Raw genomic sequence first — 26,664 nt, forward strand, 5'->3', positions numbered from 1 at the left:
CTCACGCTAAACTATTAAGATACGCAACTGATTAATTTTTAATATATACCTTATTATATTCAGTTAAATTTATTGGAATGGTTCCTAACTGATTTTACTCAACCTTGAGTTAAGCGAATTACCCACCATGACGACACAGAAACGACGTACAATTTTAACTCGCTCTGCCCTATTTGTTGCTCTGTTAGCGGCGGCTGGCGCAACGTGGTATGCCTACCATAAAAATAACCAAAATGAAGTACCAACAACTGCGAGAGCGACCCAAGGTGGTCAAGCAAAAAATGTCAGTGGAAGACCATTACGTCCACTTGCACCCGTTCAATTTTCCACTGCTCAAGAAAAAGTCGTGCCGCGCTTCCTATCTGGTTTAGGTACCGTGCAGGCCGCTAACATGGTGACGGTCACTAGCCGCGTTGAAGGTCAATTAATGAATATCTACTTCACTGAAGGGCAATCTGTCAAAGCTGGCGATTTATTAGCCCAAATTGACCCACGTCCTTTTGAAGTGCAACTTGCCCAAGCGGAAGGTCAATTAGCCAAAGATAAAGCCACGTTAGCCAATGCTCGATTAGACCTAGCTCGCTATCAAAAACTAGCAGGAACCAAAGTCATCTCCCAACAAGAACTGGATAACCAGCGAGCTACCGTATTACAAGCTGAGGGTAGTATCAAAGTTGACCAAGCCGCTGTTGATAATGCCAAGCTGCAACTGACTTACAGTAAAATTACCGCCCCCATTTCTGGACGCATTGGTTTAAAGCAAGTGGATGTGGGTAACTTTATCTCTTCCGGAACTTCCACACCGATTGTGGTGATCACCCAAACACAACCTGCTGACGTGCTATTTGCCTTACCTGAAGGCGATATTCCCGCTATTCAGCAAGCACAAGCTGCGGGCAATAAAGTCCTGATTGAAGCATGGGATCGCAATAATATTGCCATGATTGCACGCGGTGAATTACTGAGTACCGATAACCAAATTGACCCAGCAACGGGCACACTGAAAATCAAAGCGCGCTTTACTAACGAAGAGCAAAAACTGTTCCCGAACCAGTTTGTGAACGTCAAAATGCAAATAGAGACCTTACAAAATGCCGTCGTAATCCCAACTGCTGCCCTGCAAATGGGTAATGAAGGTCATTATGTTTGGGTATTGAACGACGATGATACGGTCGCAAAACACCTCGTCACGGTGGGCATTCAAGATAGCCAACAAGTGGTGATTGAAAGCGGTTTATCCGCCAATACCAAAGTCATTACCGATGGCGTCGATAAGCTAACAGATGGCGCAAAAGTTGAAGTGATAACTGCTTCAACCCTTGAAAAGAAACCTACTTCCGCTGAGAGAAAACCTCGTAATAGTGCGGAGAAAGCCTAATGCAACCGGAAACACTTAAAGGCGGTGGACCATCCCGCCTCTTCATTCTACGCCCTGTTGCAACCACCTTATTTATGGTGGCGATTTTGCTGGCGGGGATCATCGGTTATCGTTTTTTACCTGTATCGGCGCTACCGGAAGTTGACTACCCAACCATTCAGGTTGTGACCTTGTATCCCGGCGCCAGCCCTGATGTGATGACGTCAGCTATCACTGCGCCGCTAGAAACTCAATTTGGACAAATGTCCGGTTTGCAACAGATGTCATCACGCAGCTCCGGCGGCGCATCGGTGATCACCTTAATGTTCCAGCTCTCTTTGCCTCTCGATGTGGCAGAGCAAGAAGTCCAAGCGGCGATTAACTCCGCCACCAGCTTGCTGCCCTCAGATTTACCGTACCCACCGATTTACAACAAGGTAAACCCAGCAGATCCCCCCGTTTTAACGCTAGCGGTCACCTCCGATACGATGCCATTAACGCAGGTACAAGATATTATTGAAACCCGTGTGGCTCAGAAAATTTCCCAAGTGACTGGGGTCGGCTTAGTCACCTTAGCGGGGGGGCAACGCCCTGCTGTACGCGTCAATCTTAATCCTCAAGCCATGGCGGCGAAAGGGTTAGACAGCGAAACCATTCGTACTGCTATCAATAATGCGAACGTTAACTCCGCGAAAGGGAGTTTTGATGGTCCAACCCGTTCTGTGACTTTATCTGCCAATGACCAAATGAAATCCCTTGAGGATTACCGCAAGTTGATTGTGGCCTTCCAAAATGGTGCCCCTGTGCGTTTGGGAGATATTGCCACCATTGAGCAAGGGGCTGAGAACGCCTATCTTGGTGCATGGGCCAATAGCCAACAAGCGATTGTGATTAACGTTCAGCGCCAACCGGGAGCTAACGTCATTAGCACCACGGATACTATCCGCGCGTTGTTGCCTGAATTGATTGAAAGCTTACCGGCGTCTGTTAACGTCGATATTTTGACCGACCGCACCAGCACCATTCGCGCCTCCGTCAATGATGTCCAATTCGAATTAATGCTCGCTATCGCCCTAGTGGTCATGGTGATTTACCTATTCCTGCGTAATGGTATTGCGACGCTGATCCCCGGCATTGCCGTACCGTTATCGTTAGTCGGCACCTTTGCCGTCATGTATTTTTGCGGTTTTTCCGTCAATAACCTCACATTGATGGCGCTAACCATCGCCACGGGATTCGTGGTGGATGACGCTATCGTAGTGATTGAAAATATCTCTCGTTACCTCGAACAAGGAGATAAACCGATTGTTGCCGCATTAAAAGGCGCAGGAGAAATCGGTTTTACCATTATATCCCTAACCTTCTCCTTGGTTGCCGTGCTGATCCCGCTGCTGTTTATGGGAGATATTGTCGGGCGTTTATTCCGTGAGTTTGCGATTACGCTGGCGGTGGCGATTTTGATCTCCGCCGTGGTGTCGCTCACCCTCACCCCAATGATGTGCGCCCGCCTACTCAAACCAGAGTCTCAGCATAAGCACAACCGCTTTGAAATTGCCTGTGAGCGTTTCTTTGAGTGGATGATTGCAGGTTACGGAGTCTGGTTAAAACGCATTCTTAATCATCAATGGTTAACTCTGTGTGTCGCACTGGGAACCTTGGTACTGACCGTACTGCTGTATATGTGGATCCCGAAAGGATTCTTCCCACTGCAAGATAGCGGCATTATTCAAGGTACCATTGAAAGTCGCCAATCCATTTCGTTTGCCGCAATGTCGAAGAAGCAGCAAGAAGTGGCGGGTATTATTCTGGCGGATCCCGCCGTTGAAAACGTCACCACCTATGTAGGAATTGATGGCAATAATGCCACGCTGAATAACGCCCGTATTCAAATCACATTGAAGCCCCTTGATGAGCGTGATGATCGTGTCCCTACGATTATTCCTCGCTTACAACAAGCCACCAGCGGCATTGCAGGGGTCAATCTTTACTTGCAACCGTCACAAGATTTAACCATTGATACGCAAGTTTCCCGTACCCCTTATCAATTCACGTTACAAGCAGGCTCCCTTGATGAACTCAGCACTTGGGTACCAAAATTGCTGGAAGCCTTAAAGCAGCAACCTGCACTCATCGATGTCAGCAGCGACTGGCAAGATAAAGGTTTAGTGGCGTATGTGAATGTGGATCGTGATACTGCGAGCCGTTTCGGTATTACTATGTCGAATATCGATAACGCACTGTATAACGCCTTTGGTCAGCGGATGATCTCCACCATTTATACCCAAGCTAACCAGTATCGCGTGATTTTAGAACACAATACCCAAACCCGTGATGGAATGGATGCGCTCAATGATATCCGCTTAAAAGGCACCGATGGCGCCATTGTCCCGCTAAATACCCTCGTCAATATTCAAGAAGGCTATGGACCTTTGGCGATTAATCACCTTGATCAATTCCCTTCAGTGACGTTCTCTTTCGATGTGGCGGGAGATTCCTCATTGGAGGAAGCAGTCAATGCGGTGAAACTGGCTGAAAAACAGATTGCAATGCCAAAATCGATTACCACCCAGTTCCAAGGGGCAACCCTCGCCTTTGAAGCGGCACTGAGTAGCACTGTTTGGCTGATTTTTGCCGCTATCATCGCAATGTATATCGTGCTTGGTATCCTGTACGAAAGCTTTATTCACCCCATCACCATTTTATCCACTTTACCGACTGCTGGCGTGGGGGCTTTGCTCGCGCTAATGATGGCGGGAAATGAGCTCGATGTCATCGCCATTATCGGGATTATCTTGCTGATTGGGATAGTGAAAAAGAACGCTATTATGATGATTGACTTTGCCCTCGCCGCGGAGCGTGAACAAGGTTTATCCCCGTATGATGCGATTTATCAGGCTTGTTTACTGCGTTTTCGCCCGATCCTAATGACCACCATGGCAGCGTTACTCGGTGCACTGCCGCTGATGCTCAGTACCGGTGTTGGAGCTGAGTTACGTCAACCGCTGGGAGTCTGTATGGTGGGGGGGCTTATCATGAGCCAGATTTTAACTCTGTTCACCACACCTGTGATCTACCTGATGTTTGACCGTTTAGCCCATCGCTTCAATCGCCATGAGCACAAGGTACAGGAGTCTTAATGAAACGCTTCTTTGCTTTGTTTATTAGCCGTCCGGTGGCGACCACGTTAATCAGTGTCGCCATTACCCTGTGCGGTGCATTGAGCTTTCTGTTTTTACCTGTGGCACCATTGCCACAGGTGGACTACCCCGTGATAAGAGTGACAGCGTCACTTCCAGGTGCTTCCCCTGAAACCATGGCATCCTCCATCGCGACACCGCTTGAACGCTCACTAGGCAGCATTGCAGGCTTAAATGAGATGACCTCAAGCAGTTCGTTAGGGCGAACCACCATTACCTTAGAGTTTGATTTAACTAAAGATATCAATAATGCGGCGCGGGAAGTGCAAGCGGCGTTGAATGCCGCACAGAATTTATTACCTAGCGGTATGCCAAGCCGACCGCGTTACTATAAATCAAACCCGTCTGACGCGCCGATCATGATTTTAACCCTCACATCAAAAACCCTCAGTACCGGGGAAATGTATGATGTGGCGTCCACACGCTTAGCTCAGCGTATTGCACAAATCGAAGGGGTCAGTGAAGTTGCCGTAGGGGGAGGGTCTCTTCCTGCCGTGCGTGTGGAACTCAACCCAACCGCCCTATTTAATCAAGGGGTTTCCCTTGATGCTGTACGTTCAGCCATCAGTAGTGCCAACGTACGCCAGCCCCAAGGTTATATCAATAATGACGATAATCGCTACCAAGTTCAGACTAACGACGAACTGAAAAAAGCCGCAGATTACCGTCCGATTATTGTGCATTACAGTAATGGCAATGCCGTCAAACTCAGTGATATTGCCCTCGTAAAAGATTCTGTCCAAGATGTTCGTGCCGCAGGGATGTCCAGTGGTGAACCGGCGATTTTGATCATTATTCGCCGCGAAGCGGGTGCCAATATCATTGAAACTGTCAAACGTATTCGTGAGGAACTTCCTGAATTTAAGGATATGATCCCCGCCGCCATTGATTTACAGGTTGCTCAAGACAGAACACCGACAATCAAAGCTTCATTGGCAGAAGTCGAACGCGCCTTAATGATTGCGATTGCACTGGTGATCCTCGTCGTATTACTATTTTTGCGTTCAGGCCGAGCTACTTTAATCCCTGCTATTGCAGTGCCAGTCTCATTAATTGGTACCTTTACAGCTATGTATTTATGCGGGTTTAGCCTCAATAACTTGTCATTGATGGCCTTAACCGTCGCCACCGGATTTGTGGTGGATGATGCCATTGTGGTGCTAGAGAACATTTCTCGGCACATTGAAAATGGTCGAAAACCGTTTATCGCGGCAGTGAAAGGGGTGTCTGAGGTAGGTTTTACCGTTGTTTCTATGAGTATTTCTTTAGTGGCAGTGTTTATCCCTCTGTTACTAATGGATGGATTAGTTGGGCGATTATTCCGTGAATTTGCCATTACGCTCTCTACTGCTATCGGGATTTCACTGATTATCTCGCTAACGTTAACTCCGATGATGTGCGCGCATTTACTGAAAAAACGCGGCACTGCCAATACCAAACAACGAGGATTTGGACGCGTTCTTATTCGGCTACAAGAAAGTTACGGCGTCACGTTGAATTGGGTGTTATCTCATCGTCGCAGTGTGCTGGCGGTGCTGATTGCGGCAATTGGCTTAAATGTTTATCTGTATATTTCGATCCCTAAAGCCTTTTTCCCTGAGCAAGATACGGGACGATTACTGGGATTCGTTCGAGCAGACCAAAGCATTTCATTCCAGTCAATGAAACAAAAAATGACCCGCTTTATGCAGCAAGTGAAGGCGGACCCTGCCGTGGATAGTGTTACCGGATTTACGGGTGGCAGCCGCGTCAACAGCGGTTCTATGTTTATCTCCTTAAAGCCACTGGATGAGCGCAAAGAGAGTGCCAACAGCGTGATTAACCGCCTGCGTATGAAACTGGCAAAAGAACCCGGTGCCAACTTATTTATGATGCCCGTACAAGATATTCGTGTGGGAGGACGCCAATCCGAAGCCAGCTACCAATTTACCCTGTTAGCAGACGAGCTGGATGCGTTACGTGCCTGGGAGCCAGCTATTCGTCGAGCGCTGGGAGATTTACCTCAGTTAACCGATGTAAACTCCGATAAAGAAGATAAAGGCGCGGAAATGGCATTAACCTATGACCGCGATTTAATGGCACAACTGGGTATCGATGTGCGCGATGCTAACAATCTGCTCAACAACGCTTTTGGCCAGCGTCAAATTTCCACCATTTATGAAGCCATGAACCAATATAAAGTGGTGATGGAAGTGGCGCCGGAATATACCCAAGACGTCAGCTCGCTGGATAAAATGTTTGTGGTGAATAAGCAAGGAGAAGCCATTCCCCTCTCCTATTTTGCCCGCTGGCAACCTGCCAATGCACCGTTAAGTGTTAACCACCAAGGGTTATCCGCTGCATCTACCATTTCCTTTAACGTAGCAGACGGTTATACCTTGGACGATGCCATTGTCGCTGTGGAAAAAACCATGACCGCGTTAGGGGTGCCATCGACGGTACGCGGCACTTTCGCTGGAACCGCTCAAGTTTTCCAAGAAACCTTAAAATCTCAGTTATTTTTAATCTTAGCGGCGATTGTTACGGTCTATTTGGTGCTGGGTATTTTGTATGAGAGCTATATTCACCCGCTCACCATTTTATCGACACTGCCCTCCGCGGGTGTCGGCGCATTATTAGCCTTAGAATTATTTGATACGCCATTTAGCTTAATTGCCCTAATCGGCATTATGTTGCTTATCGGCATTGTGATGAAAAACGCCATTATCATGGTGGATTTTGCCCTTCAAGCCCAACGTAATGCGAACTTATCGGCGAAAGAAGCTATTTTACGCGCGAGCCTGCTACGTTTTAGACCGATTTTAATGACCACCCTAGCCGCCATTTTTGGGGCGCTCCCCTTGATGCTCGGTACGGGTGATGGCGCAGAGTTACGCCAACCGCTGGGGATTGCGATTGTCGGAGGTTTGGTCATGAGCCAGTTGCTGACGCTATTTACCACACCGGTGGTGTATCTCAGTTTTGATAGCTTGAGACAGCGTTTTTCACGCAAAGCGCCTTCAATGCAGGAGAAATCCCATGAAGCTTAAACTCACGAGCCTCAGCACTCGATTATTTATCGCTATCTTTGCCACCTGTTTGCTGCTGGTTGTTATCATGCATCAAGGCGCCAGAATGGGCTTCCAGCATGGTTTTATTGACTACATTAAAGAGAATGACCAACAACGTGCTGAATTACTCGCTTTGGCGCTTGCTGAACAATATGAGGAGCAAGATAATTGGCGTTTCTTGGCGGTTGATGAGCGGATGTTTTTCCGTATTTTACGTAATGTCGATAACCAACACCAAGGGCAAGGTCATGGCGGTGGTCATAAACGAATGCGCGGTATGTTTTGGGTTTATGACGCCAAAGACAACCTGATTTGGGGGCGTGACCTCCCCCCTCCACCGGATCAAGTGATCCGTGTGCCAGTCAAAACAAACCAAGGAGCAACCGTCGGTTGGCTAGTCGCCAGTTATGAAAGTGGTATCAGCACGCAATTAGATCAGCGTTTCGATACCCAGCAAATGCACATTAGCTGGTTAATTGCAGGACTATCTCTGTTCGTAGCGTTGTTAGTGACTCTATTTTTAGCTCGCGGCTTTTTAAAACCCATCACCCGATTACTGGAAGGCACGCAACAACTTGCTAAAGGCAATTTCAGTGCACGGGTATCTGAAGTGGGTCAAGATGAGTTGGGACAACTGGCGAAAGACTTTAACCATCTCGCCTCGACTTTGGAAAAAAATGAGCAAATGCGCCGCGATTATATGGCGGATATTTCCCATGAATTACGCACCCCGCTCTCCGTTTTACGCGGAGAACTTGAGGCGGTACAAGACGGCGTGCGCCAAGCTACACCTGAAACCATCAATTCGCTACTTAATGAGACTCAAACACTGATAAAGCTAGTCAATGACCTGCATCAGCTTTCTTTATCCGATAGGGGCTCCTTGGTTTATCGTATGGAATCTATCGATATTATCCCGATTATTGAGATGAATTTAGGGCAAGCCAAATGGCGATTGGAAGATAGACAACTGACGTTAGAAACCCAATTTTCCGCCCATTCTCGTCTATTCGCTGACCCTGACCGTATCAACCAACTGTTTTATAATTTGATGGAAAACAGCCTGCGCTATACGGATCCTCACGGTAAAATTGCCGTCGACGTGAGCCAACATGAACAACAATTAGTGATCACGTGGGAAGATAGCGCGCCGGGATTAAATGTGGAACAGTGCCAGCGTCTGTTTGAGCGATTTTACCGTGTAGAAGTTTCTCGTAACCGTGCGAGTGGTGGCTCAGGCTTAGGGCTGGCAATTTGCTATAATATTGTCGAAGCCCATAACGGGACTATCTCTGCGGCACCTTCTCCCCTCGGTGGCGTGAAGATAACCATTCAACTTCCCATTGCGACGCAGGAGGATCAATAGTGTCTTTGTCTGAATCCCATTTGCTGGGAACAACTAGCGCCCATGTTCTAATTGTCGAAGATGAACCCAAACTTGGACAATTACTGTTTGATTATCTGCAAGCGTCGGGCTATGTACCCGCCCTACTGATGCGTGGTGATGAAGTTATCCCCTATGTACAAAAGCACTTTCCTGACCTGATTTTATTAGATTTGATGTTACCGGGGCTCGATGGCATTTCAGTCTGTCGTGAACTACGTAAATTCAGCGATGTTCCTGTGATTATGGTGACGGCTAAAACGGAAGAAATTGACCGTTTATTAGGGTTAGAAATTGGTGCCGATGACTACGTTTGTAAGCCCTTTAGCCCACGAGAAGTGGTTGCCCGCGTGAAAACGATTTTGCGCCGTTGCCAAAAAGCCCCTTCTTCTACAGGAAGCCAAGAGACTCAACTGGTTATCGATGAAAATGCGTTCCAAGTACGTTATGGGGATAAATTACTGGAATTGACCCCCGCAGAATTTCGTCTGCTAAAATTTTTGTCCGATAACGCAGGCACGGTGTTCTCTCGGGATCAATTACTGGATATTTTGTATGACGACCATCGCGTTGTCACCGATAGAACCATTGATAGCCACGTTAAGAATTTACGCCGTAAACTCGAATCGCTGGATGACGAAAAGACCTTTATCCGCTCGATTTATGGCTTGGGCTATCGCTGGGACGATATCTAATTCGCCCCAGCATTTCTGTAACAAAATTATAACCCTGTTTTTTGCATGGGAAATTTGGCATTCCCCGCATTTAGCGTTAAAATCCCCACCCTCGAATTTTTACACCAAGCCATCCGGCTTGGTGCTGACCTGACATCAGACTGAGAACTAACATGTTTACACCAGAATTATTATCCCCAGCAGGTTCCTTGAAGAACATGCGTTATGCGTTTGCTTACGGTGCCGATGCGGTTTACGCCGGCCAACCACGTTATAGCCTACGCGTGCGCAATAATGAATTTAACCATGAGAATCTCGCGAAAGGGATCAATGAAGCCCACGAACTGGGTAAAAAATTCTATGTGGTCGTCAATATCGCGCCACATAACGCCAAGTTGAAAACCTTTATTCGTGACCTGACCCCCGTGATTGAAATGGGTCCCGATGCATTGATTATGTCCGACCCTGGTCTGATTATGATGGTGCGTGAAGCCTTCCCGGAGATGGATATTCACTTATCGGTTCAGGCTAACGCCGTCAACTGGGCTTCCGTGAAATTCTGGAAACAAATGGGATTAACCCGCGTGATTTTATCCCGCGAATTATCGCTGGAAGAAATAGCTGAAATTCGCCAACAAGTACCCGAAATTGAGCTGGAAGTCTTTGTACACGGTGCGCTGTGTATGGCGTATTCCGGTCGCTGCCTGCTTTCTGGTTATATTAATAAACGTGACCCGAACCAAGGCACCTGTACTAACGCGTGTCGCTGGGAGTACAAAGTTCAGGAAGGCAAAGAAGACGATGTGGGTAACATCGTGCATGTCCATGAGCCAATCCCCGTTAAAAACGTGGCGCCAACACTCGGTGAAGGAGCTCCAACTGATAAAGTTTACATGATTGAAGAAGCGATGCGTCCGGGGGAATACATGACCGCCTTTGAAGACGAACACGGCACTTACATCATGAACTCAAAAGATTTACGCGCCATCGAACACGTTGAAACACTGACAAAAATGGGTGTTCATTCATTGAAAATCGAAGGTCGTACTAAATCATTCTATTATTGTGCTCGTACTGCCCAAGTTTATCGCCGTGCCATTGATGATGCGGTGGCAGGTAAACCATTTGATCCAACCTTACTTTCTACCCTTGAAGGGTTAGCACACCGTGGTTATACCGAAGGTTTCTTACGTCGTCATACCCATGATGCCTACCAAACCTATGAATATGGCTATTCCGTTTCAGATACCCAGCAATTTGTCGGTGAATTTACTGGCAACCGTGTAAATGGCTTAGCGGAAGTCGATGTGAAAAATAAATTTAGCGTCGGCGACAGCCTAGAGTTAATGACACCATCAGGCAATATCGTCTTCACTCTGGATGCATTAACTAACCGCAAAGGCGAATCTGTTGATGTGGCTCCTGGTAATGGGCATGTGGTTTATCTGCCAATCCCTGAAGATGTGGACGTGAATTTTGGTCTGCTGATCCGCAACCTTGCGGGAACCACTACTCGAGATCCTCATCAAACCCAAGCAGAAAAAGCGTAAACAAACTAAGCATTCCTTCGCTGATTGCTAAATACGTTTTGCTGAATAGAAGCCCATGGTCGATGACTATGGGTTTTTTCTTATGAGTTCGTGTAAAAAATGGTCATTTTATGCTTTATTTTAGTTGAGAATCATTCTCGTTATTGACACTTTCGTTAAAAAGTGCACTCAATATCCAAATTTATGCAACAGATCACATCAATTGGTTATTCTATATCGTATAGTCACTGTCGAAAACGAAGAACTAGAAAGTCATCAATTAAGACTAGGAACCACCTCCTTGGCTGGCTCAATCTCCCTTGAGCTAGCCATTTCTTTTTTCTAGCCCCTCAAAATGCTTACCACCATCGATGAAAATGGTGTACAGGCCCAAAGCCACTTCCGACTTCTAAACTATCCGCTTGTTCCAGCGCCCCTTGCAAATAGGCTTTTGCTTCCACAACCGTTTGTTGCCAATCCACAAAACGCGGTCTTAGTGCAGCTAGCGCTGCTGACAATGTGCATCCTGTACCATGGGTATTTTTGGTATCGATACGTACTGATGTAAAGCGCCACTCACCTTCTGGGGTGATCAGCCAATCCGGGCTTTGAGAATCGATTAAGTGCCCGCCTTTCATCAAGACACTTTGGCAACCCAATTGCAGTAAGCGTTGTCCTTGCTCACGCATTTTTTCTTCGGTTTGCGCCATCGGCTCATCAAGTAATACGGCTGCTTCCGGTAAATTTGGTGTGATCAGCGAAACCATGGGTAAAAGTTCACGTCTTAGGGTCTCCACGGCATCAGGCAATAACAGCGGGTCTCCGCTTTTTGCTACCATCACCGTATCGAGCACCACATAAGGCACGGGTGTTTTTTTCAACGCGTTGGCGACCACTTGAACATTGTCACGATTGGATAACATGCCGATTTTCGCGGCATCGATACGCACATCACTTAAAACAGAGTTCAATTGGGCCGCAACAAAGTCAGGAGGGATATTATGGATGGCTTGAACACCTTGCGTATTTTGTGCCACCAGCGCAGTCATCACACTGGCGCCATACGCACCGAGTGCGGAAAATGTTTTCAGATCTGCTTGAATACCGGCTCCGCCTGATGGATCCGTTCCCGCAATCGTTAATGCATTCACTCTCATTAATGCCCTCTCCATTGTCTTCAGAAAATAATTGTCTTCAGAAAAATAATTGCCTTCAGAAAGATAATTGACCTTAGTCATATTGCGTTTATTACGTTTTTAACTTAATAAAAATCATTAAGTTAATTAAATAACGACCTTAGATGGATTGTCTCATACACATCATTAATTACTAGCAGATTATCCATTGACATCAATAATTAAATGCGAATAATTTTCACATAAAGAAACTCTATATTTTATATAATAATCATATGGTTATGAAATACAAATTCATTCTACTATCGATAATTGATATAAATATCGAATTGCCCCCTTACAACAAATTACGAGCCCAATAAGTCATTATCCTAATTTAACCATTTATTGCTGTCCTATTTAGCTTATCTTTATTAAAATAATTTCCACTACAATTATTACAATTGCGATAATGATGTCATCATTGTCAATGTCTATCATGACTCATCTATCAGATAACACTAGATTGGATCCACAATGAGAGTTAATAAAAACATACAGTTGGTTGTAGGCGCAGCGGCAATTCTGAGCGCGTCAATCTGCATGTCATCACCTGCATTGGCTGAAGAGCAATCAGTCGGTTTATGGGATAAGTTCACCAATAACGTCAGTACCACTTGGGATTCTGACAAATATGAGTTGTATATACCGTTTTTCACTTGGCATAACCGTTTTATGTACGATAAAGAAAAAACGGATACCTACAATGAAGAGCCATGGGGTTTTGGTATCGGTAAATATCGTTATGATGAAGATAATGACTGGCATGCACTCTACGCGATGGCATTTATGGATTCTCATAATAAAGTCGAGCCAATCGTTGGTTATGGTTTCCAAAAAATGTGGATCCCGGGTGATATTGATGGATTCCGCATGGGAGCGGGTTTCACGTTAGGTATCACCGCGCGTGAAGAATATAGCTATATTCCACTCCCTGCGCCTCTACCTTTAGTTTCTATTGAATATGATAAGCTTTCTGTTCAAGCGACCTATATTCCAGGAACATACAATAATGGTAATGTGCTGTTTGCTTGGTTACGTTGGCAGTGGTAAGCGCTTGAGCTTACACTCATATCGCTAAAGACTGATTTAACAAAAAGTAAGCACAAAAAAACCGGTAGATTAAAATCTTACCGGTTTTTTTAGTGTCTTTTATTTACCAAGACTATTATTTATGACGCCTTGCTTTCTACACCTTGTTTTTTGGCACCCGAGAATTGATAACCAACCCACAGAACCGCGATCCAAACAGGCATAATCAGTACAGAAACGCGTAACCCATCCATTGTCAGAATAATAATCAAGATCAGCGACAAGAAGGCTAAACACAGATAGTTACCAAACGGATACCAAATACTCTTAAACTTCGTTTCAATACCTTGTTTATTCATTGCGGCTCTAAACTTCAAGTTAGAAACACAAATCATAATCCAGTTTAAAACTAACGTGGTAACCACTAAGGACATCAGTAATTCAAACGCCTTGCCTTCCATCATAAAGTTAATCAAGATCCCGCCAGAGGTCGCGATACCTGAAACAATCAGCGCCATCACAGGCACGCCGCCTTTATTAATTTTTGCCATAAAGCGCGGTGCGTTACCTTGTTGTGCTAAGCCATACAGCATGCGGCTAGTACAGTAAGCCCCACTATTATAAACCGACAGAGCAGCAATCAAAATCACCACGTTCAATGCGTTAGCAACGAGCAAATCACCCAGCTCATGGAAAATCAGTACGAATGGGCTAGTTTTACCATCCAGTTGTACCCACGGATACAGCGCCAGTAATACCGCCAGTGAACCGATATAAAAAATTAAGATACGGTAAACCACTTGGTTGATGGCTTTTGGAATGCTTTTATCTGGGTCTTCCGCTTCTGCCGCAGTGATCCCTACCAACTCCAATCCACCAAACGAGAACATAATAATTGCCAGTGCGACCAATAATCCATTATAGCCTTTGGCAAAAAAGCCGCCGTATTCCCATAAGTTACTCACTTTGGCTTGAGGCCCGCCATGACCACTAAACAGCAAGTAACAGCCAAATAAAATCATCGCGATAACCGCAACAACTTTGATCAGCGCAAACCAGAATTCTGTTTCTCCATAGGAGCGAACGTTAATCAGGTTAATCGCATTAACCACAATAAAAAACACCAGCGCCGAAACCCAAATAGGTAACTCAGGCCACCAGTGTTGCATATATTTACCCGCAGCGGTCAGTTCAGTCATCCCGACAAGGATAAACATAACCCAATAATTCCAACCCGAGAGGAACCCGGCGAAACCGCCCCAATATTTGAATGCGAAGTGGCTAAATGATCCGGCAACAGGCTCTTGAACAATCATTTCGCCTAACTGACGCATGATCAGAAAAGCGATAAATCCACACAATGCATACCCAAGCAGTACCGACGGTCCTGCCATTTGGATAGTGGTTGCTATCCCTAAAAATAGCCCTGTACCGACAGCGCCCCCCAAGGCAATTAACTGAATATGCCTGTTTTTCAATCCGCGCTTTAACGTCTGTTGCGCCATATCTTTACCCTTCGTCCTCTAGCTTTTGTTATCGTCCACAGTTGTGATAATCACGCAAGTTTATTTGAATTTTTGCATGAACTCCACTCGCAATTACACCACTGTAAAGCTGACTTTCTGCCTGTCTTCTAATGTTTCCAAATAATGATAAACTAATATCCAGTAAGACGTTACAAAATGCAAACTCAAAATGGTAACAAACCCGTCACGCGGCAAACTCCGAGTTGAAAGTCATCCCCGCCCTGATCGCAAAGATTATTCATCGCTAAGAGGTACAAAAAAGCAAAAATAATTGCAATGCTGATGATTAATAGCATATTTCGCATAGGTAATAAGGTTCTTAATAGTCACTTCACTTGCCAATATTAATCGATATTATCGTCTTGAGTTTGCACAAAATGGGTAATTCATCGTTTTCAAGAAAACAATTGTTTATTTTTGCAGCTTTTGAAAAATAACTGGCTATTGTTGTGTGATTTTTATACATAAATCTGTAATACCGCACAACCAACCTTTGTCATGGTGAAATGAAGTTGTGTATACTTCGGTTACCGTAAAACAAGAATGAATTTGAGATGGCACAAGATAACCACGTAGCACTTGTTAATGCTCTAAGTAAATGGATCGAAGAGCATTTAGGTCGAGTCATCCACTTGGAAGAACTCGCTGCCTATTCTGGGTATTCCCTTTGGCATATGCAAAAAATCTTTAAGGAAGTCACAGGGATCTCCTTAGGAAAATATATCCGTCAGCGTCGACTGGCTGGCGCCGTAAATTTATTAAGAAACAGCAGCCAAAGCATATTTGATATTGCATTAGATTTTGGCTTCGGCTCGCAATCTCACTTTACCTACATGTTCCGCAAAGAATATGGCATTACACCGTTTGATTTTCGTCAAAATGACCAAATTCAATTGGATGTAAAAGAGCCATTACACCTAACCTCGGATGATGAGTGAATTTGTTTTACGCGCATTAACCTGAATTTTTTTCAGTTTTAATGCGATAAAACATGGGCATTCTCATCCTTTGTACTGAGCAATTTATTCATTGCCCTCTTAGATAATTTACATTCTCGATAATCAGAGTAAGGTACGTGTAAAAGTTCTGTTTTAGGAGGCATTGATGTCAATCAAACTGGTCGCCATTGATTTGGATGGCACGTTACTCAATTCGCAGCACCAAATTTCTCCCGCAGTAAAAGAAGCCATTACCCGCGCACACAAGCAAGGGGTGCGAATTGTCCTTGCCTCAGGCCGTCCCTATTCTGGCATTTTACCCTACCTTCAAGAACTTGGATTAGATACCGCCAGTAACTACTGCATCAGTAACAATGGTAGCGTGATCCATCAAGCCAATGACGGCAGTCACCTGTATGAAAATCTGTTAGATTTTGAAGATTATCAATATTTTGCTGATCTGGCTAATAACGTGGGAGTCCATATGCACGCCCTGGCAGATAACACCATGTTCACCGCTAATCGTCATATTAGCCGCTATACCATTCATGATGCCTATTTTACCAATACCCCTCTGGTATATTGCCCCGTTAACGAAATGGATAGCTCGCTTAGTTTTACCAAAATCATGATTATTGACCATCCTGAGAAATTGGATGTTGGTATCAGCTATATTCCTGAAAATACCTTTGAAAACTATTCACTGATTAGAACCAGTCCTTATTTTCTCGAAGTTTCGAATAAGGATGCAAGCAAAGGCTCTGCGCTGAAAGTGTTATGTGAAAAATTATCCCTAACGCAAGACAAAGTCATGAGCATCGGTGACCAAAATAATGATATTACCATGCTACAGTATTCGAGTGTTTCGGTTGCGATGGGAAATGCTGCACCACATATTCGTGAAATAGTGAAATTTGTCACCACCACCAACGATTGTGATGGCGTCGCTGTAGCAATAAACAAATTTATTATCTAATGATCGGCTAATTTAGGGTTCAAATCTCTAGATAAAAATACAATTTAACTGGATATGCCTAGACATCCCCATTCTGGCATATCCATCCTCTGAACTCCTCTTAGAGCTATTTTATCCTTCCCCTTACTTACTCTTCCAAATTTGATACTATCTGCCTCTTTTCAGAAATTGTCATTCATCTATAAGTACAATAAAACCCACATCACTAACAGGTAGTAAAATGTTTTCGACTAAAGATATGTTAATTCTGGGAATGATGGTATTCGCCTTATTTTTAGGCGCGGGAAATATCATTTTTCCACCGATGGCAGGCTATCAATCAGGGACTGACTGGTTTAATACCTCATTAGGCTTTCTGATCACCGGCGTTCTGTTACCCTTCTTAACCTTGGTTACGGTTGCAGTAAAAGGGCGTGGTGAAAAGCTTTCTGTTGATTTACCCAAATGGGTTGCGGTCATTTTTTGGGTTGCACTCTACTTAATCGTCGGCTCCACATTTGCCATGCCAAGGGTGACGAATACCGCCTTTGAAATGGGCTTCTTACCATTAGGCTTCGTTGAAAAAAGCACATTTACGCATCTCACTTTTGCACTCATTTTTAACTTTACCTCGATGTTCTTCATGTTGAAGCAAGGCACCATGATCAGCGCAATCGGTAAGTTTATGACTCCAGCATTACTTGTTTTATTAGTGGTTGTGGGGATTGCTGTGGTCATTGACCCACTTTCTGACATGAATCCTCCTGTTAAACAGTATGCTGAGTTTGCCTTCTTTGGCGGTGTAATTGATGGTTATCAAACCATGGATGTACTATCTGCCATGGCGTTTGGTGGGATTGTGGCGCGTGCATTGGCTTCAAAACAAATCACAGAACCACGCCAAGTCGCGATCATCACGATTAAAGCGGGTTTAATTTCAGTGAGCTTACTCGCAGCACTGTATATCTGCCTGTTCTATTTAGGCGCGACCAGTGAACAAGTGGCGAATACCGCAACCAATGGCGGGCAGATCTTCTCTCGTTACGTAGATGTCCTGTTTGGTGCAGTAGGTACGTGGATCATGTGCGGAATTGTATTACTGGCAAGCATGACCACGTTAGTGGGTGTGACCAGCGCATGTGCAGATTACTTTGCCACTTTCAATCACCGTTTAGGTTATCGCTTCTGGGTGGTTTTCTTCACAATGTTAACCACGGTAGTGTCCACGTTTGGTCTCGACACCTTATTGAGAGTCACCATTCCAGCGCTGTTAATGATTTATCCTTCATCGGTCACTATTGTGTTCTTGCAATTTGCACGCAAGTTTATGGCGGCGCCTCGGGTCACTTATGGGATTACCATTGGCGTAGTTGTGCTAATGAGCCTGTTCGATACACTAAATAATATGGAATTATTGAGCGCGGCAGTAAAAGCAAACCTGATCACCTACTTACCGTTATTTGAACAAGGTATGGGCTGGTTAATTCCAGGTATTATCACGTTTATTATCTCGATGTTTATCGGTAAATTTACCGCGAGAAACTAGCCTGCCCCTGAGCAAAACGTAGCGTAATCTGGATATTTAAAAGCCTAATGTTGGCATATCGCTGACATTCGGCTTTTATTTTTTAGCATGAGCACGCTCCCCTCCAAAATTTAACTCATCGCCTTGTGGCAATAAAACAGGTGATTGACCCTATGGTTACCATCAAGACACCTTGCCAGAAGCCCAGAGTTAATGCGGTGCTTAACAACATTGAAGAGAACGCCGTAGAGATCACTGGTGTGAAATAGGACAATGTCCCGAGAAAAGCCACATTACCTTTGATGATTGCCACCGTCCAAAGAGCGTTTGCCCCACCAGTTGCAATGGCAGTGATAAATAACAAACTGACACTATTAATATTGATATTAAATGGCGCTGGCGTTGAAAAAATAAATAAGATCCACAACCCGACCGATGTCATGATAAAAAACAGCACCATACCATTGCAGCCATTCGACATTCGTTTCGTAATATTGCTATAAAAAGCCCACAGTAATGCGCCTACAAAGGCTAAACCGTAGCTAAGTGGGTTACTTTGAATATTAAAAAGGATCGCGTTCAGGGACAAAGGTTGATCGCCGGAGATAACCCACAATAAACCCGCAAATGCCAAAATAAGCCCTATAATCAGTAATAGGCTAAAACGCTGTCGATTAAATAAAACCGCCAAAGCAATTGTGAAGCTGGGCCACAAGTAATTTACCATACCCAGCTCAATGGCTTGCTGACGGCTATTGGCAAGCCCTAAAGCTAAAATAAAGCAGATTTCATAACTAACAAATAAAAATGCCCCCCAAAATAAATAGCGTCTAGGGAAAAGATGAATTTTTGGCAACCCCATTACAACAACCAAAACCAGGCTACCTATCGAATAGATAAGTGCCGCACCGCCAATAGGACCAAAGTTTTCGCTCGTACTGCGAACAAGCCCTACCATAGTGCTCCACAATAAAATGGACACGACCCCGTAAAATGTTGCTGCATATCGTCCAAGTTTCATCTTCTTGATCAACACCTTATTTCATATTTATCTTGCTTATTATTTTCCTCCAAAACCTTACGCTCTAAAGACAATAAATCAAGTTTTTTATATTTATTGACCAGACAATAAAAAATAAAAAAAGCGCTTAGAAATAAACCTAAGCACTTTTCCATTTACACTTCTATTTACTTTCAACTGCGGCCAGGTAAATTGCGGTCCGCTACCGCAAAATTAATGGGCTTCGTTCTTAACCCACTGCTCAACCGACTCTTTTTCCCAAATTCCGTCATTGAGCTGTTTTTTCAGCTCTGGGTGTTCATTAATATCAAATGTGGGAATTTTTCCAGCACCTAACTGCCTGTTGTAATCTTTCGCGAGTTTGAATGCCACCCCGGACAATAAGAGGATGGCAATCAAGTTTGTAATTGCCATTAAACCCATCGAAACATCCGCAAGCTTCCAAATTAGTGGCATTTCACCTAGTGCCCCGAACATCACCATCCCCAATGCCGCTAAGCGGAAAATAAACAGCCCTGCCGTATGATTATTTTCCAAGAAAATCATATTGCTTTCCGCATATGCATAGTTGGCAATGATTGATGTAAAGGCAAAGAAGAAAATCGCAATTGCAACGAAAATACTACCCCAACTGCCCACCGCAGAAGATAAGGCAAGCTGAGTCAGCTCAATACCATTGATTTTATCCACCGGGCCATCTAACACGCCAGAAGCCAAAATAATAATGGCTGTGGCGCTACAGATCACAATGGTATCCATGAATACCCCCAACATTTGGACATAGCCTTGGGAAGCTGGATGTGGTGGATAAGGTGACGCAGATGCCGCTGCATTTGGCGCAGAACCCATTCCGGCTTCATTCGAGAACAATCCACGCTGAATGCCTTGCGTCATCGCTTGAGCGATACCATAACCAATTGCGCCGCCTGCTGCTTCTTGTAAACCAAAGGCGCTACGGAAAATCAGCATAAAGACATCAGGTAAACGTTCAATATTTTGACCAACGACCCAGAAAGCCAGCAATAAATAAGCGATAGCCATGATTGGCACGACAAATTCGGCAACTTTAGCAATTGATCTTAATCCACCAAAAATAATGGTGCCACTGAGGATCACTAAGGCAATTCCAACATAGAGTGGGTTAAAATCAAATGCCACAGCAGTTGCTTGTGCAATGGAGTTCGCTTGGACTGCATTAAAAACCAAACCAAATGCAATGATTAAGAAAATAGAGAACAATATACCCATCCAGCGTTGTTTTAAGCCTTTCTCCATATAATAAGAAGGCCCTCCGCGATAGTTACCTTGGTCATCTTTCGTTTTATAAAGCTGCGCTAATGTGCATTCAACAAATGACGTTGCCATTCCTAATAATGCAACGACCCACATCCAGAATATAGCGCCGGGGCCGCCTGCCGTAATCGCGATAGCAACACCGGTTAGATTTCCAGTACCGACTCGAGCTGCTAGGCTGGTACATAACGCTTGGAATGAAGAAATACCTGAGTTGTCCGATTGAGTGCTATTTTTTAGTACTCCGAACATGTGACCAAACTGCCTAAACTGAATAAATTTAGATCGTATTGTAAAATATAAACCGGCTCCCAGTAATAAATAAATTAATAACGAGCCCCAAATAAGATTGCTGATTGAGTTTATAAATTCTATCAAATTATGCTCCTTTTATTATATCCACTAATAGAGGTATTAGTTGGTGAGTTATTTAGCTCCATATTATTTAAAAAATTAGACACATAAAAACATAAACCACGATGGTTCATCATGAATAATCAATGTTATTAAACAAGACCCATGAATTATATTTTTTTTACTTTCTCTGTAAATTTTTTTCTGGCTATCAGTCTATTTAATGCCTAATACAGCGAATAATCATACAAGACAGAATGAGAGAATAAAATAAAATACCAATAAAAACAGATGGATACAATCAAATAGATTATTTTCCGAACAACCTTAATCAATTGATTAAAACACTGACAATTTTTAACCAATATTTACGATTACAAGTAAAAAAACATTACATTTAATTAAGTGAAAGCGTATTTAATTAAATTATTTTTCAGTTTTTTAAATTGAATAACTAATTGATGAAGTCTAATTATTACTCTTTTGAATAATCATTGAGGATAAATATTAAATATAGTTTGATATGTCTTTATTGAATTATATTTTACTTATTTTAAGTCTATCGCTTAACCCCATTTCAGAGTCAGGTAATCATTTTCGTATCATCACAATAAGATTATTGCTAATGTTTTATGATACCAATACACTTATCGCTAATTAGCTTTCTACATCAAAGGGTAATATATGGAAATCCACATCAAAGTATCTGACGATTTAGTCTCAACGCTCTCTGAAAAATCCTACGATGCGTTCACTGCTGAATTGCACGCCAGAGTTTTAGAAGTATACCCAGGTAGTAACCTTTTCATTACACATGACAGTGGTGCAACCACCTTCAATACCAAAGGCTTCCATGATGATAAAGAAGCGCATATCGTTCTCCATGAACTGGTTGAAGATGTTTTCCATCATGGTCACTGGTTAAAAGCATAAATCTTGCTAGCCCTATCTTCCAGCCTCCAGCAATAATTGCTAGGCTGGAACTCCTCACTCTTATCCTTCCCCCTATTTCAAACCCTGATCAAGATCATAATTAATGATGATGTTAGTCGACTTTGTATAAAAGTCCTTTTCTTTTAAGCGTTATATGATAATGTATATAACGAATTTTCATTTACATTGCTTTTGCTAATTTATAGCAGCCAGTATTTATTACTGGCTTTTTTTATGGGGAAAATTTAGGCGAATGCCTGAATTGAGTACTCAGATATGCCGTAGGTATCGTAGATAAAACTACTGTGATTTTTCACACAATGACACAATGGCAGTGCGTAGCTCCGGTGTATCACTAGTGATCAATTGATGATGCTCAGAGAATTTTCCACCTTGAACACTTACGCTGGCAACAAACGGTAATTTCTCACCTTGCTCACGGGTTTGATAAAAACCACAGACTCGGTAACTTTCACCTTCTTTAAATTCGCTTTTCAGAACAATTTTGACATCATCAAAAGTCAGAGGGCTTCCTGAACTTAACTTATTCTCGATAAGCTTTTCAGCTTGCTTGGTGACATCGCTATCACCGATTGTTGTATAAAACTGATAAGCAAATGCGCCTAGCGCCAATAAAATCACTATCAGTAGCTTGCTTTTTATACGTTTCAATCTCAAATCCTTCTCATACTACACTTATGGGCTTATCGATTATGTTAACACCTTTACCCTATCAATAATAAGTATCTCGATATTTATGCAGCACAAAAAGTTCCATTTAATAGACAGAATAAAAATGAATTGATTTTACATTTAAAATCTTATGGTTTATATAATACTTACCCGCGGCCTTTGGAATATTAGCAGAATTTATTTAACAATTATTTATCACTGTGAAGAAATAATGAATAACTGTGTTTGAAATATGAAATCCCTCTATATTTAAGTAAATCAGATTGAAATAAAAAGCCACCATGGCAAACTAATAAAAAATAAAGAGGAGAATTAAAATGAAAAACTTAAAATCACTTATTTTAGTCGGTAGCTTATTAGCGGTGAGTTTCTCTACATTTGCTTATCATGGTAATGGTTATCATAGAAATGGCAATGGAACCTGGTGTAATGGAGCCAATCAATCTCAATATGATAGACCATGCGATGGTAACTACCGTGGGCAATATATGGGGCGCCATCAAGGAATGATGCAATACTCGACGACTGTACAAACCGCTCAACCTGAAGAGGCTTTAAAGAAAATTACAGCGGAAGTTCCAAAGGGTGAAAATAACAAAAAATATATGGTGAAAGTGGCGGTAATTGAAATTTCACCTAACTTAGTGACACAAGAAGCTCAATAAATTTCACTCTGAATAATAATAGCCAGTCATATCTTTAATAATGCTGGCTATTACGTATTAACAAAAAGTTAGCTATTTATACCTATTGGTAAATATCCTTTCCATAATGGTTGATATTTATTTCCATTCTCACTTTTACTTAAGTAAATATAATATTCACCTATTTTTTTAGTAATAAACAATCATCAGCATCTTTTAAATTATCTTTATGCGGCTGATGGCTATTTACTAAGAGCTGGCTTATTGCTTTTTGTTTGGCTTCTTGGGTATTTTTTGCCACAAAGAGATCAAACTCATGCAACTACACAAGTGTTGATAAAATATACCCGCCTACATGGATTTTATCTTGATTCCCAAATCAAGCATTTCGCAATAATGGCCAAATTTCTTCTGGTATATTGGCTGCGACAAACTGTACATCATGTACCTTGATATTGAATTTTCCGGTATTCCCACCAACATAAATAGCTTCATTATTATCTCTCTGTGACTCACTATCGATATATATTTTTATATATAACCATATCAATTCAAAGTGTAATGATGAGCATTATTGCCAAAAATAAATACTAAGTAAAATTATCAATTAAAATCAGAATCTTATATGGATGTTGGAATATTAACCATCTAAAGCCCACTCTTTACAAATATAAAAAAGTGAATAAAAAATCACTTTAACCATATATTTATTTACAACTAAATTATTTCGAGTAATCTAATGACACAAGATAAATATATTTCAGGGACTCATTATGGATCGCCGTTCATTTCTAAAATCAAGCTCACTTGTGGCGGGTGGCTTAGCACTAAATTCAGTTTTAAATCAAGCAAGTGCAAACACTAGCGCACTCGTCAAACCGAATGCTCAACACCCTTTATTGCTTAATTTCAATGAGAACTCATTGGGAATGTCACCCAATGCACAAAAAGCGGTCATTGAAGCTTTACCGGGTTCATTCCGTTACCCTGATGACGCACGTTCTGAGCTTATTGACAATATTGGTACACTGCATAACCTCAATAGCAAGAACGTGACACTCGGAAATGGTTCGTCAGAAACCATTCAGGCGGCTGTCGCCATGCTCGCAAATAAGGCAAGAAAAGAAGGTCTAAAAATTCAGCTTGTTACCCCAGATCCTACATTTAACTATGCTGAACTTTATGCTCTCCCACTCGGTGTAGAAATTACTAAAGTTCCATTAAAATCGGACTTGAGTTTTGACCTGAAAAAAATGGAGCAAATCGCCAATGATTTCGACGGTTTATCCATTATCTATATCTGTAATCCAAATAACCCAACGGCGATGATAACCCCTCATAGCCAACTCGATGGTTGGATGAAAAAAGTTTCAGATAAGCAATTTTTTATTGTCGATGAAGCCTATGCTGAGTTTGTTGAAGATCCACAATTTGTGAGTGCAATTGAATTAGTTCAAGCAGGACAAAAAAACCTGATTGTGACACGAACTTTCTCGAAGATTTACGCATTAGCTGGCTTGCGAGTGGGATACGGCATTGCGACCCCAGAAATCATTGAAGCAGTTGATGAGTTCATCTCGATTGATAACACCAATACTGCGGGTGCAGTCGCTGCGATTGCTTCGTTGAAAGATAAGAAATTCCTAGAATATAGCCTTAAATCTAACAATCTGTCGCGTAAAATCGTTGAAACTGCACTCAATGAGTTAGGCTTAGAATATGCGCCATCACAAGCTAATTTTATTTTCCACAAAGTAAAAGGCGATGTGAAAACCTATAAACAGCGCATGAAAGAGGCCAATATTATGGTTGGCAGAGAGTTTCCGCCTGTTATGGGTTGGAACCGTTTAACCTTAGGTACCCCGCAAGAAATGGAGCAGTTCGTTGCGGTACTTAAAGAGTTTCGTCAAAAAGGTTGGGTGTAACTAAACATCCGACTTATTTATCAAGCATCTTCTACCCTACCATTCTCTATAAAGTAGAAGATGCTTTAACTAAAAAGGTCCTTTGAAAATAAAAAATGCGCCTGCAAAAATAAGAATAAAGCCAATAATATGGTTTATTGTAAAACTCTCACCTAGATAAAGCACAGAGAACCCGGCAAATACGCATAACGTAATCACTTCTTGCATCGTCTTCAATTCAGCCGCACTGTAATATTGATGCCCTAAGCGATTTGCAGGTACCGCAAAACAGTATTCTACAAAGGCAATCAACCAACTAAAGAATATGACAATATATAATGGCTTATTAGTAAATTTTAAATGTCCATACCAAGCGAACATCATAAATACATTAGAAATAATTAATAAGATGACAGGATAAAATTTTGCTAGCATGATAAGCCAATGGCGAGTTCAAATATGAATATATTATGCGAACAACTCTCCCTAATTTCAATCATCTTCCTATACTTATTCATTATTATACTGACTTATAACCAGCCAAATAACTTGCATTTTTACCTAATAGAAAAATAAATTGTACTTTTAGGTACATTTTATCATTTACTTTAATCTTGCCACGGTTACAATGACCTCAATTAATGTATTTATAGGTACACTTTATGATGGATTTTATTACTGCTAATCAAAAGGCATGGGATAAACAAGCAGCATCTCAACAACCCTGGTCTACTCCGGTTGATAGCCAAACAATTGAAGAAGCAAAAAAAGGAGATTGGGAAATACATCTAACGCCAACACCATTGAATAAAACTTGGCTTGGTGACATAAAGGGGAAAAAAATTCTCTGTTTAGCTTCTGCTGGTGGACAGCAAGGGCCACTCCTCGCTGCTGCTGGTGCTATCGTGACAGTATTTGATTTGTCAGAAAAACAGTTAGAACAAGATAGCATGGTGGCTAAGCGGAATAATTTAGCACTGACGACGGTTCAAGGGGATATGCGTCATCTGCCTATATTTGAAGACAATTCATTTGATATTATTTTTCACCCGATTTCAAACTTATATATTCCCGATGTTAATCCTGTATGGCAAGAATGCTTTCGAGTACTGAAACCGCAAGGTCGATTGCTTTCAAGCTTTTTTAACCCTGTCGTATTTATTGATGATAGAGAAAAAAATCCTGCAGAAAATACAATTATTCGACCTCGATATACCATGCCGTTTTCAGAATTCGAGAATTTATCGCAAGAACAAATAGCGTCAAAACAAGCGAAACAAGAAGCGTTTGTCTTTGGTCATTCACTGACTGACTTAATTGGTGGGCAAATACAGGCAGGCTTTAACATTGCAGGTTTTCAAGAAGATTGGCAGCCAAATCCACGATTTGTTATCGACAATTTCTTGCCAACATTCCTAGCGACACTGGCAATAAAACCATAAGGTAGTTTTGATAATGAAAAGATCAATCTACCTTTTAA

21 protein-coding genes and 1 pseudogene are annotated in these 26,664 nt (G+C 42.5%); 14 read left to right on the plus strand and 8 right to left on the minus strand.

The genetic code is table 11. The features are described 5' to 3' along the window. Positions 1-127 precede the first annotated feature (127 nt). The 6 genes from LDO51_RS16800 (at position 128) to yegQ (ending at position 11,212) form a co-directional block, all read left to right on the plus strand. Entirely contained in the window at positions 128-1,378 is a 1,251-nt protein-coding gene (locus tag LDO51_RS16800; protein WP_225575497.1) for an MdtA/MuxA family multidrug efflux RND transporter periplasmic adaptor subunit, read from the plus strand. Further along, complete coding sequence (locus LDO51_RS16805; RefSeq protein ID WP_225575498.1) at positions 1,378-4,494, plus strand: MdtB/MuxB family multidrug efflux RND transporter permease subunit; 3,117 nt, start codon at positions 1,378-1,380, stop codon at positions 4,492-4,494. Before LDO51_RS16800 ends, LDO51_RS16805 begins: the two co-directional genes overlap by 1 nt. Then, positions 4,494-7,583 carry a multidrug efflux RND transporter permease subunit MdtC gene (gene mdtC, locus LDO51_RS16810; protein WP_225575499.1) on the plus strand — a complete coding sequence of 1,030 codons (3,090 nt, stop codon included), beginning with the start codon at positions 4,494-4,496 and terminating at the stop codon, positions 7,581-7,583. The genes LDO51_RS16805 and mdtC overlap by 1 nt, the downstream gene beginning before the upstream one ends. Beyond that, positions 7,573-8,970, plus strand: a complete 1,398-nt coding sequence (gene baeS / locus LDO51_RS16815; RefSeq protein WP_225575500.1) for a two-component system sensor histidine kinase BaeS — start codon at positions 7,573-7,575, stop codon at positions 8,968-8,970. Before mdtC ends, baeS begins: the two co-directional genes overlap by 11 nt. Continuing rightward, on the plus strand, positions 8,970-9,683 hold the full coding sequence (baeR, locus tag LDO51_RS16820; protein WP_225575501.1) for a two-component system response regulator BaeR: 714 nt from the start codon (positions 8,970-8,972) through the stop codon (positions 9,681-9,683). The genes baeS and baeR overlap by 1 nt, the downstream gene beginning before the upstream one ends. A 152-nt stretch (positions 9,684-9,835) precedes the next feature. Beyond that, positions 9,836-11,212: a tRNA 5-hydroxyuridine modification protein YegQ gene (gene yegQ, locus LDO51_RS16825; RefSeq protein WP_225575502.1), complete on the plus strand. Its 1,377-nt coding sequence runs from the start codon at positions 9,836-9,838 to the stop codon at positions 11,210-11,212. 338 nt (positions 11,213-11,550) lie between these two features. On the opposite strand, the gene thiD is transcribed toward yegQ, so the two are convergent. Further along, on the minus strand, positions 11,551-12,348 hold the full coding sequence (thiD, locus tag LDO51_RS16830; RefSeq protein ID WP_225575503.1) for a bifunctional hydroxymethylpyrimidine kinase/phosphomethylpyrimidine kinase: 798 nt from the start codon (positions 12,346-12,348) through the stop codon (positions 11,551-11,553). 495 nt (positions 12,349-12,843) lie between these two features. On the opposite strand from thiD, the gene pagP reads away from it, so the two are divergent. Next, the gene (pagP, locus tag LDO51_RS16835; RefSeq protein ID WP_225575504.1) at positions 12,844-13,419 is read left to right on the plus strand and encodes a lipid IV(A) palmitoyltransferase PagP; all 576 of its coding nucleotides are present in this window, start codon (positions 12,844-12,846) and stop codon (positions 13,417-13,419) included. Between the two features lie 119 nt (positions 13,420-13,538). Here the strand turns inward: pagP and LDO51_RS16840 are convergent, their stop codons facing one another. Together LDO51_RS16840 and mgrB are read right to left on the minus strand one after the other, a co-directional pair. Next, on the minus strand, positions 13,539-14,903 hold the full coding sequence (locus LDO51_RS16840; protein ID WP_225575505.1) for an amino acid permease: 1,365 nt from the start codon (positions 14,901-14,903) through the stop codon (positions 13,539-13,541). Between the two features lie 185 nt (positions 14,904-15,088). Beyond that, entirely contained in the window at positions 15,089-15,229 is a 141-nt protein-coding gene (gene mgrB, locus LDO51_RS19810) for a PhoP/PhoQ regulator MgrB (protein WP_336432173.1), read from the minus strand. 249 nt (positions 15,230-15,478) lie between these two features. Between mgrB and LDO51_RS16850 the strand changes: the two genes are divergently transcribed. From LDO51_RS16850 to brnQ, 3 genes are all read left to right on the plus strand, one after another. Further along, complete coding sequence (locus tag LDO51_RS16850) at positions 15,479-15,862, plus strand: helix-turn-helix domain-containing protein (protein WP_225575506.1); 384 nt, start codon at positions 15,479-15,481, stop codon at positions 15,860-15,862. A gap of 166 nt (positions 15,863-16,028) precedes the next feature. Continuing rightward, positions 16,029-16,838: a sugar-phosphatase gene (yidA, locus tag LDO51_RS16855; RefSeq protein WP_225575507.1), complete on the plus strand. Its 810-nt coding sequence runs from the start codon at positions 16,029-16,031 to the stop codon at positions 16,836-16,838. A gap of 220 nt (positions 16,839-17,058) precedes the next feature. Beyond that, positions 17,059-18,363: a branched-chain amino acid transport system II carrier protein gene (gene brnQ, locus LDO51_RS16860; RefSeq protein ID WP_225575508.1), complete on the plus strand. Its 1,305-nt coding sequence runs from the start codon at positions 17,059-17,061 to the stop codon at positions 18,361-18,363. Positions 18,364-18,478: 115 nt separating this feature from the next. On the opposite strand, the gene yddG is transcribed toward brnQ, so the two are convergent. After that, positions 18,479-19,363: an aromatic amino acid DMT transporter YddG gene (gene yddG, locus LDO51_RS16865; RefSeq protein ID WP_225575509.1), complete on the minus strand. Its 885-nt coding sequence runs from the start codon at positions 19,361-19,363 to the stop codon at positions 18,479-18,481. 213 nt (positions 19,364-19,576) lie between these two features. Beyond that, the gene (locus LDO51_RS16870) at positions 19,577-21,034 is read right to left on the minus strand and encodes an alanine/glycine:cation symporter family protein (RefSeq protein WP_225575510.1); all 1,458 of its coding nucleotides are present in this window, start codon (positions 21,032-21,034) and stop codon (positions 19,577-19,579) included. 660 nt (positions 21,035-21,694) lie between these two features. Here LDO51_RS16870 and LDO51_RS16875 point away from each other — a divergent pair. Continuing rightward, positions 21,695-21,943 (plus strand): DinI-like family protein, encoded by a 249-nt coding sequence (locus LDO51_RS16875; protein ID WP_036953155.1) that lies wholly within the window; start codon positions 21,695-21,697, stop codon positions 21,941-21,943. Between the two features lie 300 nt (positions 21,944-22,243). Here LDO51_RS16875 and LDO51_RS16880 read toward each other — a convergent pair whose 3' ends face one another. Then, on the minus strand, positions 22,244-22,615 hold the full coding sequence (locus LDO51_RS16880; RefSeq protein WP_225575511.1) for a hypothetical protein: 372 nt from the start codon (positions 22,613-22,615) through the stop codon (positions 22,244-22,246). A 338-nt stretch (positions 22,616-22,953) separates the two neighbouring features. Between LDO51_RS16880 and LDO51_RS16885 the strand changes: the two genes are divergently transcribed. Further along, positions 22,954-23,301 (plus strand): hypothetical protein, encoded by a 348-nt coding sequence (locus LDO51_RS16885; protein WP_225575512.1) that lies wholly within the window; start codon positions 22,954-22,956, stop codon positions 23,299-23,301. Between the two features lie 68 nt (positions 23,302-23,369). Here LDO51_RS16885 and LDO51_RS16890 read toward each other — a convergent pair. Next, positions 23,370-23,767, minus strand: a pseudogene (locus tag LDO51_RS16890) (DUF1543 domain-containing protein). A 286-nt stretch (positions 23,768-24,053) separates the two neighbouring features. On the opposite strand from LDO51_RS16890, the gene LDO51_RS16895 reads away from it, so the two are divergent. After that, a complete protein-coding gene (locus LDO51_RS16895) occupies positions 24,054-25,205 on the plus strand; it encodes a pyridoxal phosphate-dependent aminotransferase (protein WP_225575513.1) in 1,152 nt (383 codons plus the stop codon). Between the two features lie 69 nt (positions 25,206-25,274). On the opposite strand, the gene LDO51_RS16900 is transcribed toward LDO51_RS16895, so the two are convergent. Next, positions 25,275-25,619, minus strand: a complete 345-nt coding sequence (locus LDO51_RS16900; protein WP_154637746.1) for a DMT family protein — start codon at positions 25,617-25,619, stop codon at positions 25,275-25,277. 227 nt (positions 25,620-25,846) lie between these two features. On the opposite strand from LDO51_RS16900, the gene LDO51_RS16905 reads away from it, so the two are divergent. Continuing rightward, entirely contained in the window at positions 25,847-26,626 is a 780-nt protein-coding gene (locus LDO51_RS16905) for a class I SAM-dependent methyltransferase (RefSeq protein WP_225575514.1), read from the plus strand. Positions 26,627-26,664: the final 38 nt, after the last annotated feature.

This window comes from Providencia alcalifaciens (assembly GCF_020271745.1).
GTDB classification, from domain to species: Bacteria; Pseudomonadota; Gammaproteobacteria; order Enterobacterales; family Enterobacteriaceae; genus Providencia; species Providencia alcalifaciens_B.

Bases quoted from the DNA above. Each gene is read 5' to 3' on its own strand.
- LDO51_RS16840 (WP_225575505.1), bottom strand. From the start codon at position 14,903: ATGGCGCAACAGACGTTAAAGCGCGGATTGAAAAACAGGCATATTCAG.
- baeS (WP_225575500.1), top strand. From the start codon at position 7,573: ATGAAGCTTAAACTCACGAGCCTCAGCACTCGATTATTTATCGCTATC.
- yegQ (WP_225575502.1), top strand. From the start codon at position 9,836: ATGTTTACACCAGAATTATTATCCCCAGCAGGTTCCTTGAAGAACATG.
- yddG (WP_225575509.1), bottom strand. From the start codon at position 19,363: ATGAAACTTGGACGATATGCAGCAACATTTTACGGGGTCGTGTCCATT.
- LDO51_RS16885 (WP_225575512.1), top strand. From the start codon at position 22,954: ATGAAAAACTTAAAATCACTTATTTTAGTCGGTAGCTTATTAGCGGTG.
- LDO51_RS16850 (WP_225575506.1), top strand. From the start codon at position 15,479: ATGGCACAAGATAACCACGTAGCACTTGTTAATGCTCTAAGTAAATGG.
- LDO51_RS16800 (WP_225575497.1), top strand. From the start codon at position 128: ATGACGACACAGAAACGACGTACAATTTTAACTCGCTCTGCCCTATTT.
- LDO51_RS16905 (WP_225575514.1), top strand. From the start codon at position 25,847: ATGATGGATTTTATTACTGCTAATCAAAAGGCATGGGATAAACAAGCA.
- pagP (WP_225575504.1), top strand. From the start codon at position 12,844: ATGAGAGTTAATAAAAACATACAGTTGGTTGTAGGCGCAGCGGCAATT.
- LDO51_RS16900 (WP_154637746.1), bottom strand. From the start codon at position 25,619: ATGCTAGCAAAATTTTATCCTGTCATCTTATTAATTATTTCTAATGTA.
- mgrB (WP_336432173.1), bottom strand. From the start codon at position 15,229: ATGCGAAATATGCTATTAATCATCAGCATTGCAATTATTTTTGCTTTT.
- LDO51_RS16805 (WP_225575498.1), top strand. From the start codon at position 1,378: ATGCAACCGGAAACACTTAAAGGCGGTGGACCATCCCGCCTCTTCATT.
- LDO51_RS16875 (WP_036953155.1), top strand. From the start codon at position 21,695: ATGGAAATCCACATCAAAGTATCTGACGATTTAGTCTCAACGCTCTCT.
- yidA (WP_225575507.1), top strand. From the start codon at position 16,029: ATGTCAATCAAACTGGTCGCCATTGATTTGGATGGCACGTTACTCAAT.
- mdtC (WP_225575499.1), top strand. From the start codon at position 4,494: ATGAAACGCTTCTTTGCTTTGTTTATTAGCCGTCCGGTGGCGACCACG.
- LDO51_RS16895 (WP_225575513.1), top strand. From the start codon at position 24,054: ATGGATCGCCGTTCATTTCTAAAATCAAGCTCACTTGTGGCGGGTGGC.
- thiD (WP_225575503.1), bottom strand. From the start codon at position 12,348: ATGAGAGTGAATGCATTAACGATTGCGGGAACGGATCCATCAGGCGGA.
- brnQ (WP_225575508.1), top strand. From the start codon at position 17,059: ATGTTTTCGACTAAAGATATGTTAATTCTGGGAATGATGGTATTCGCC.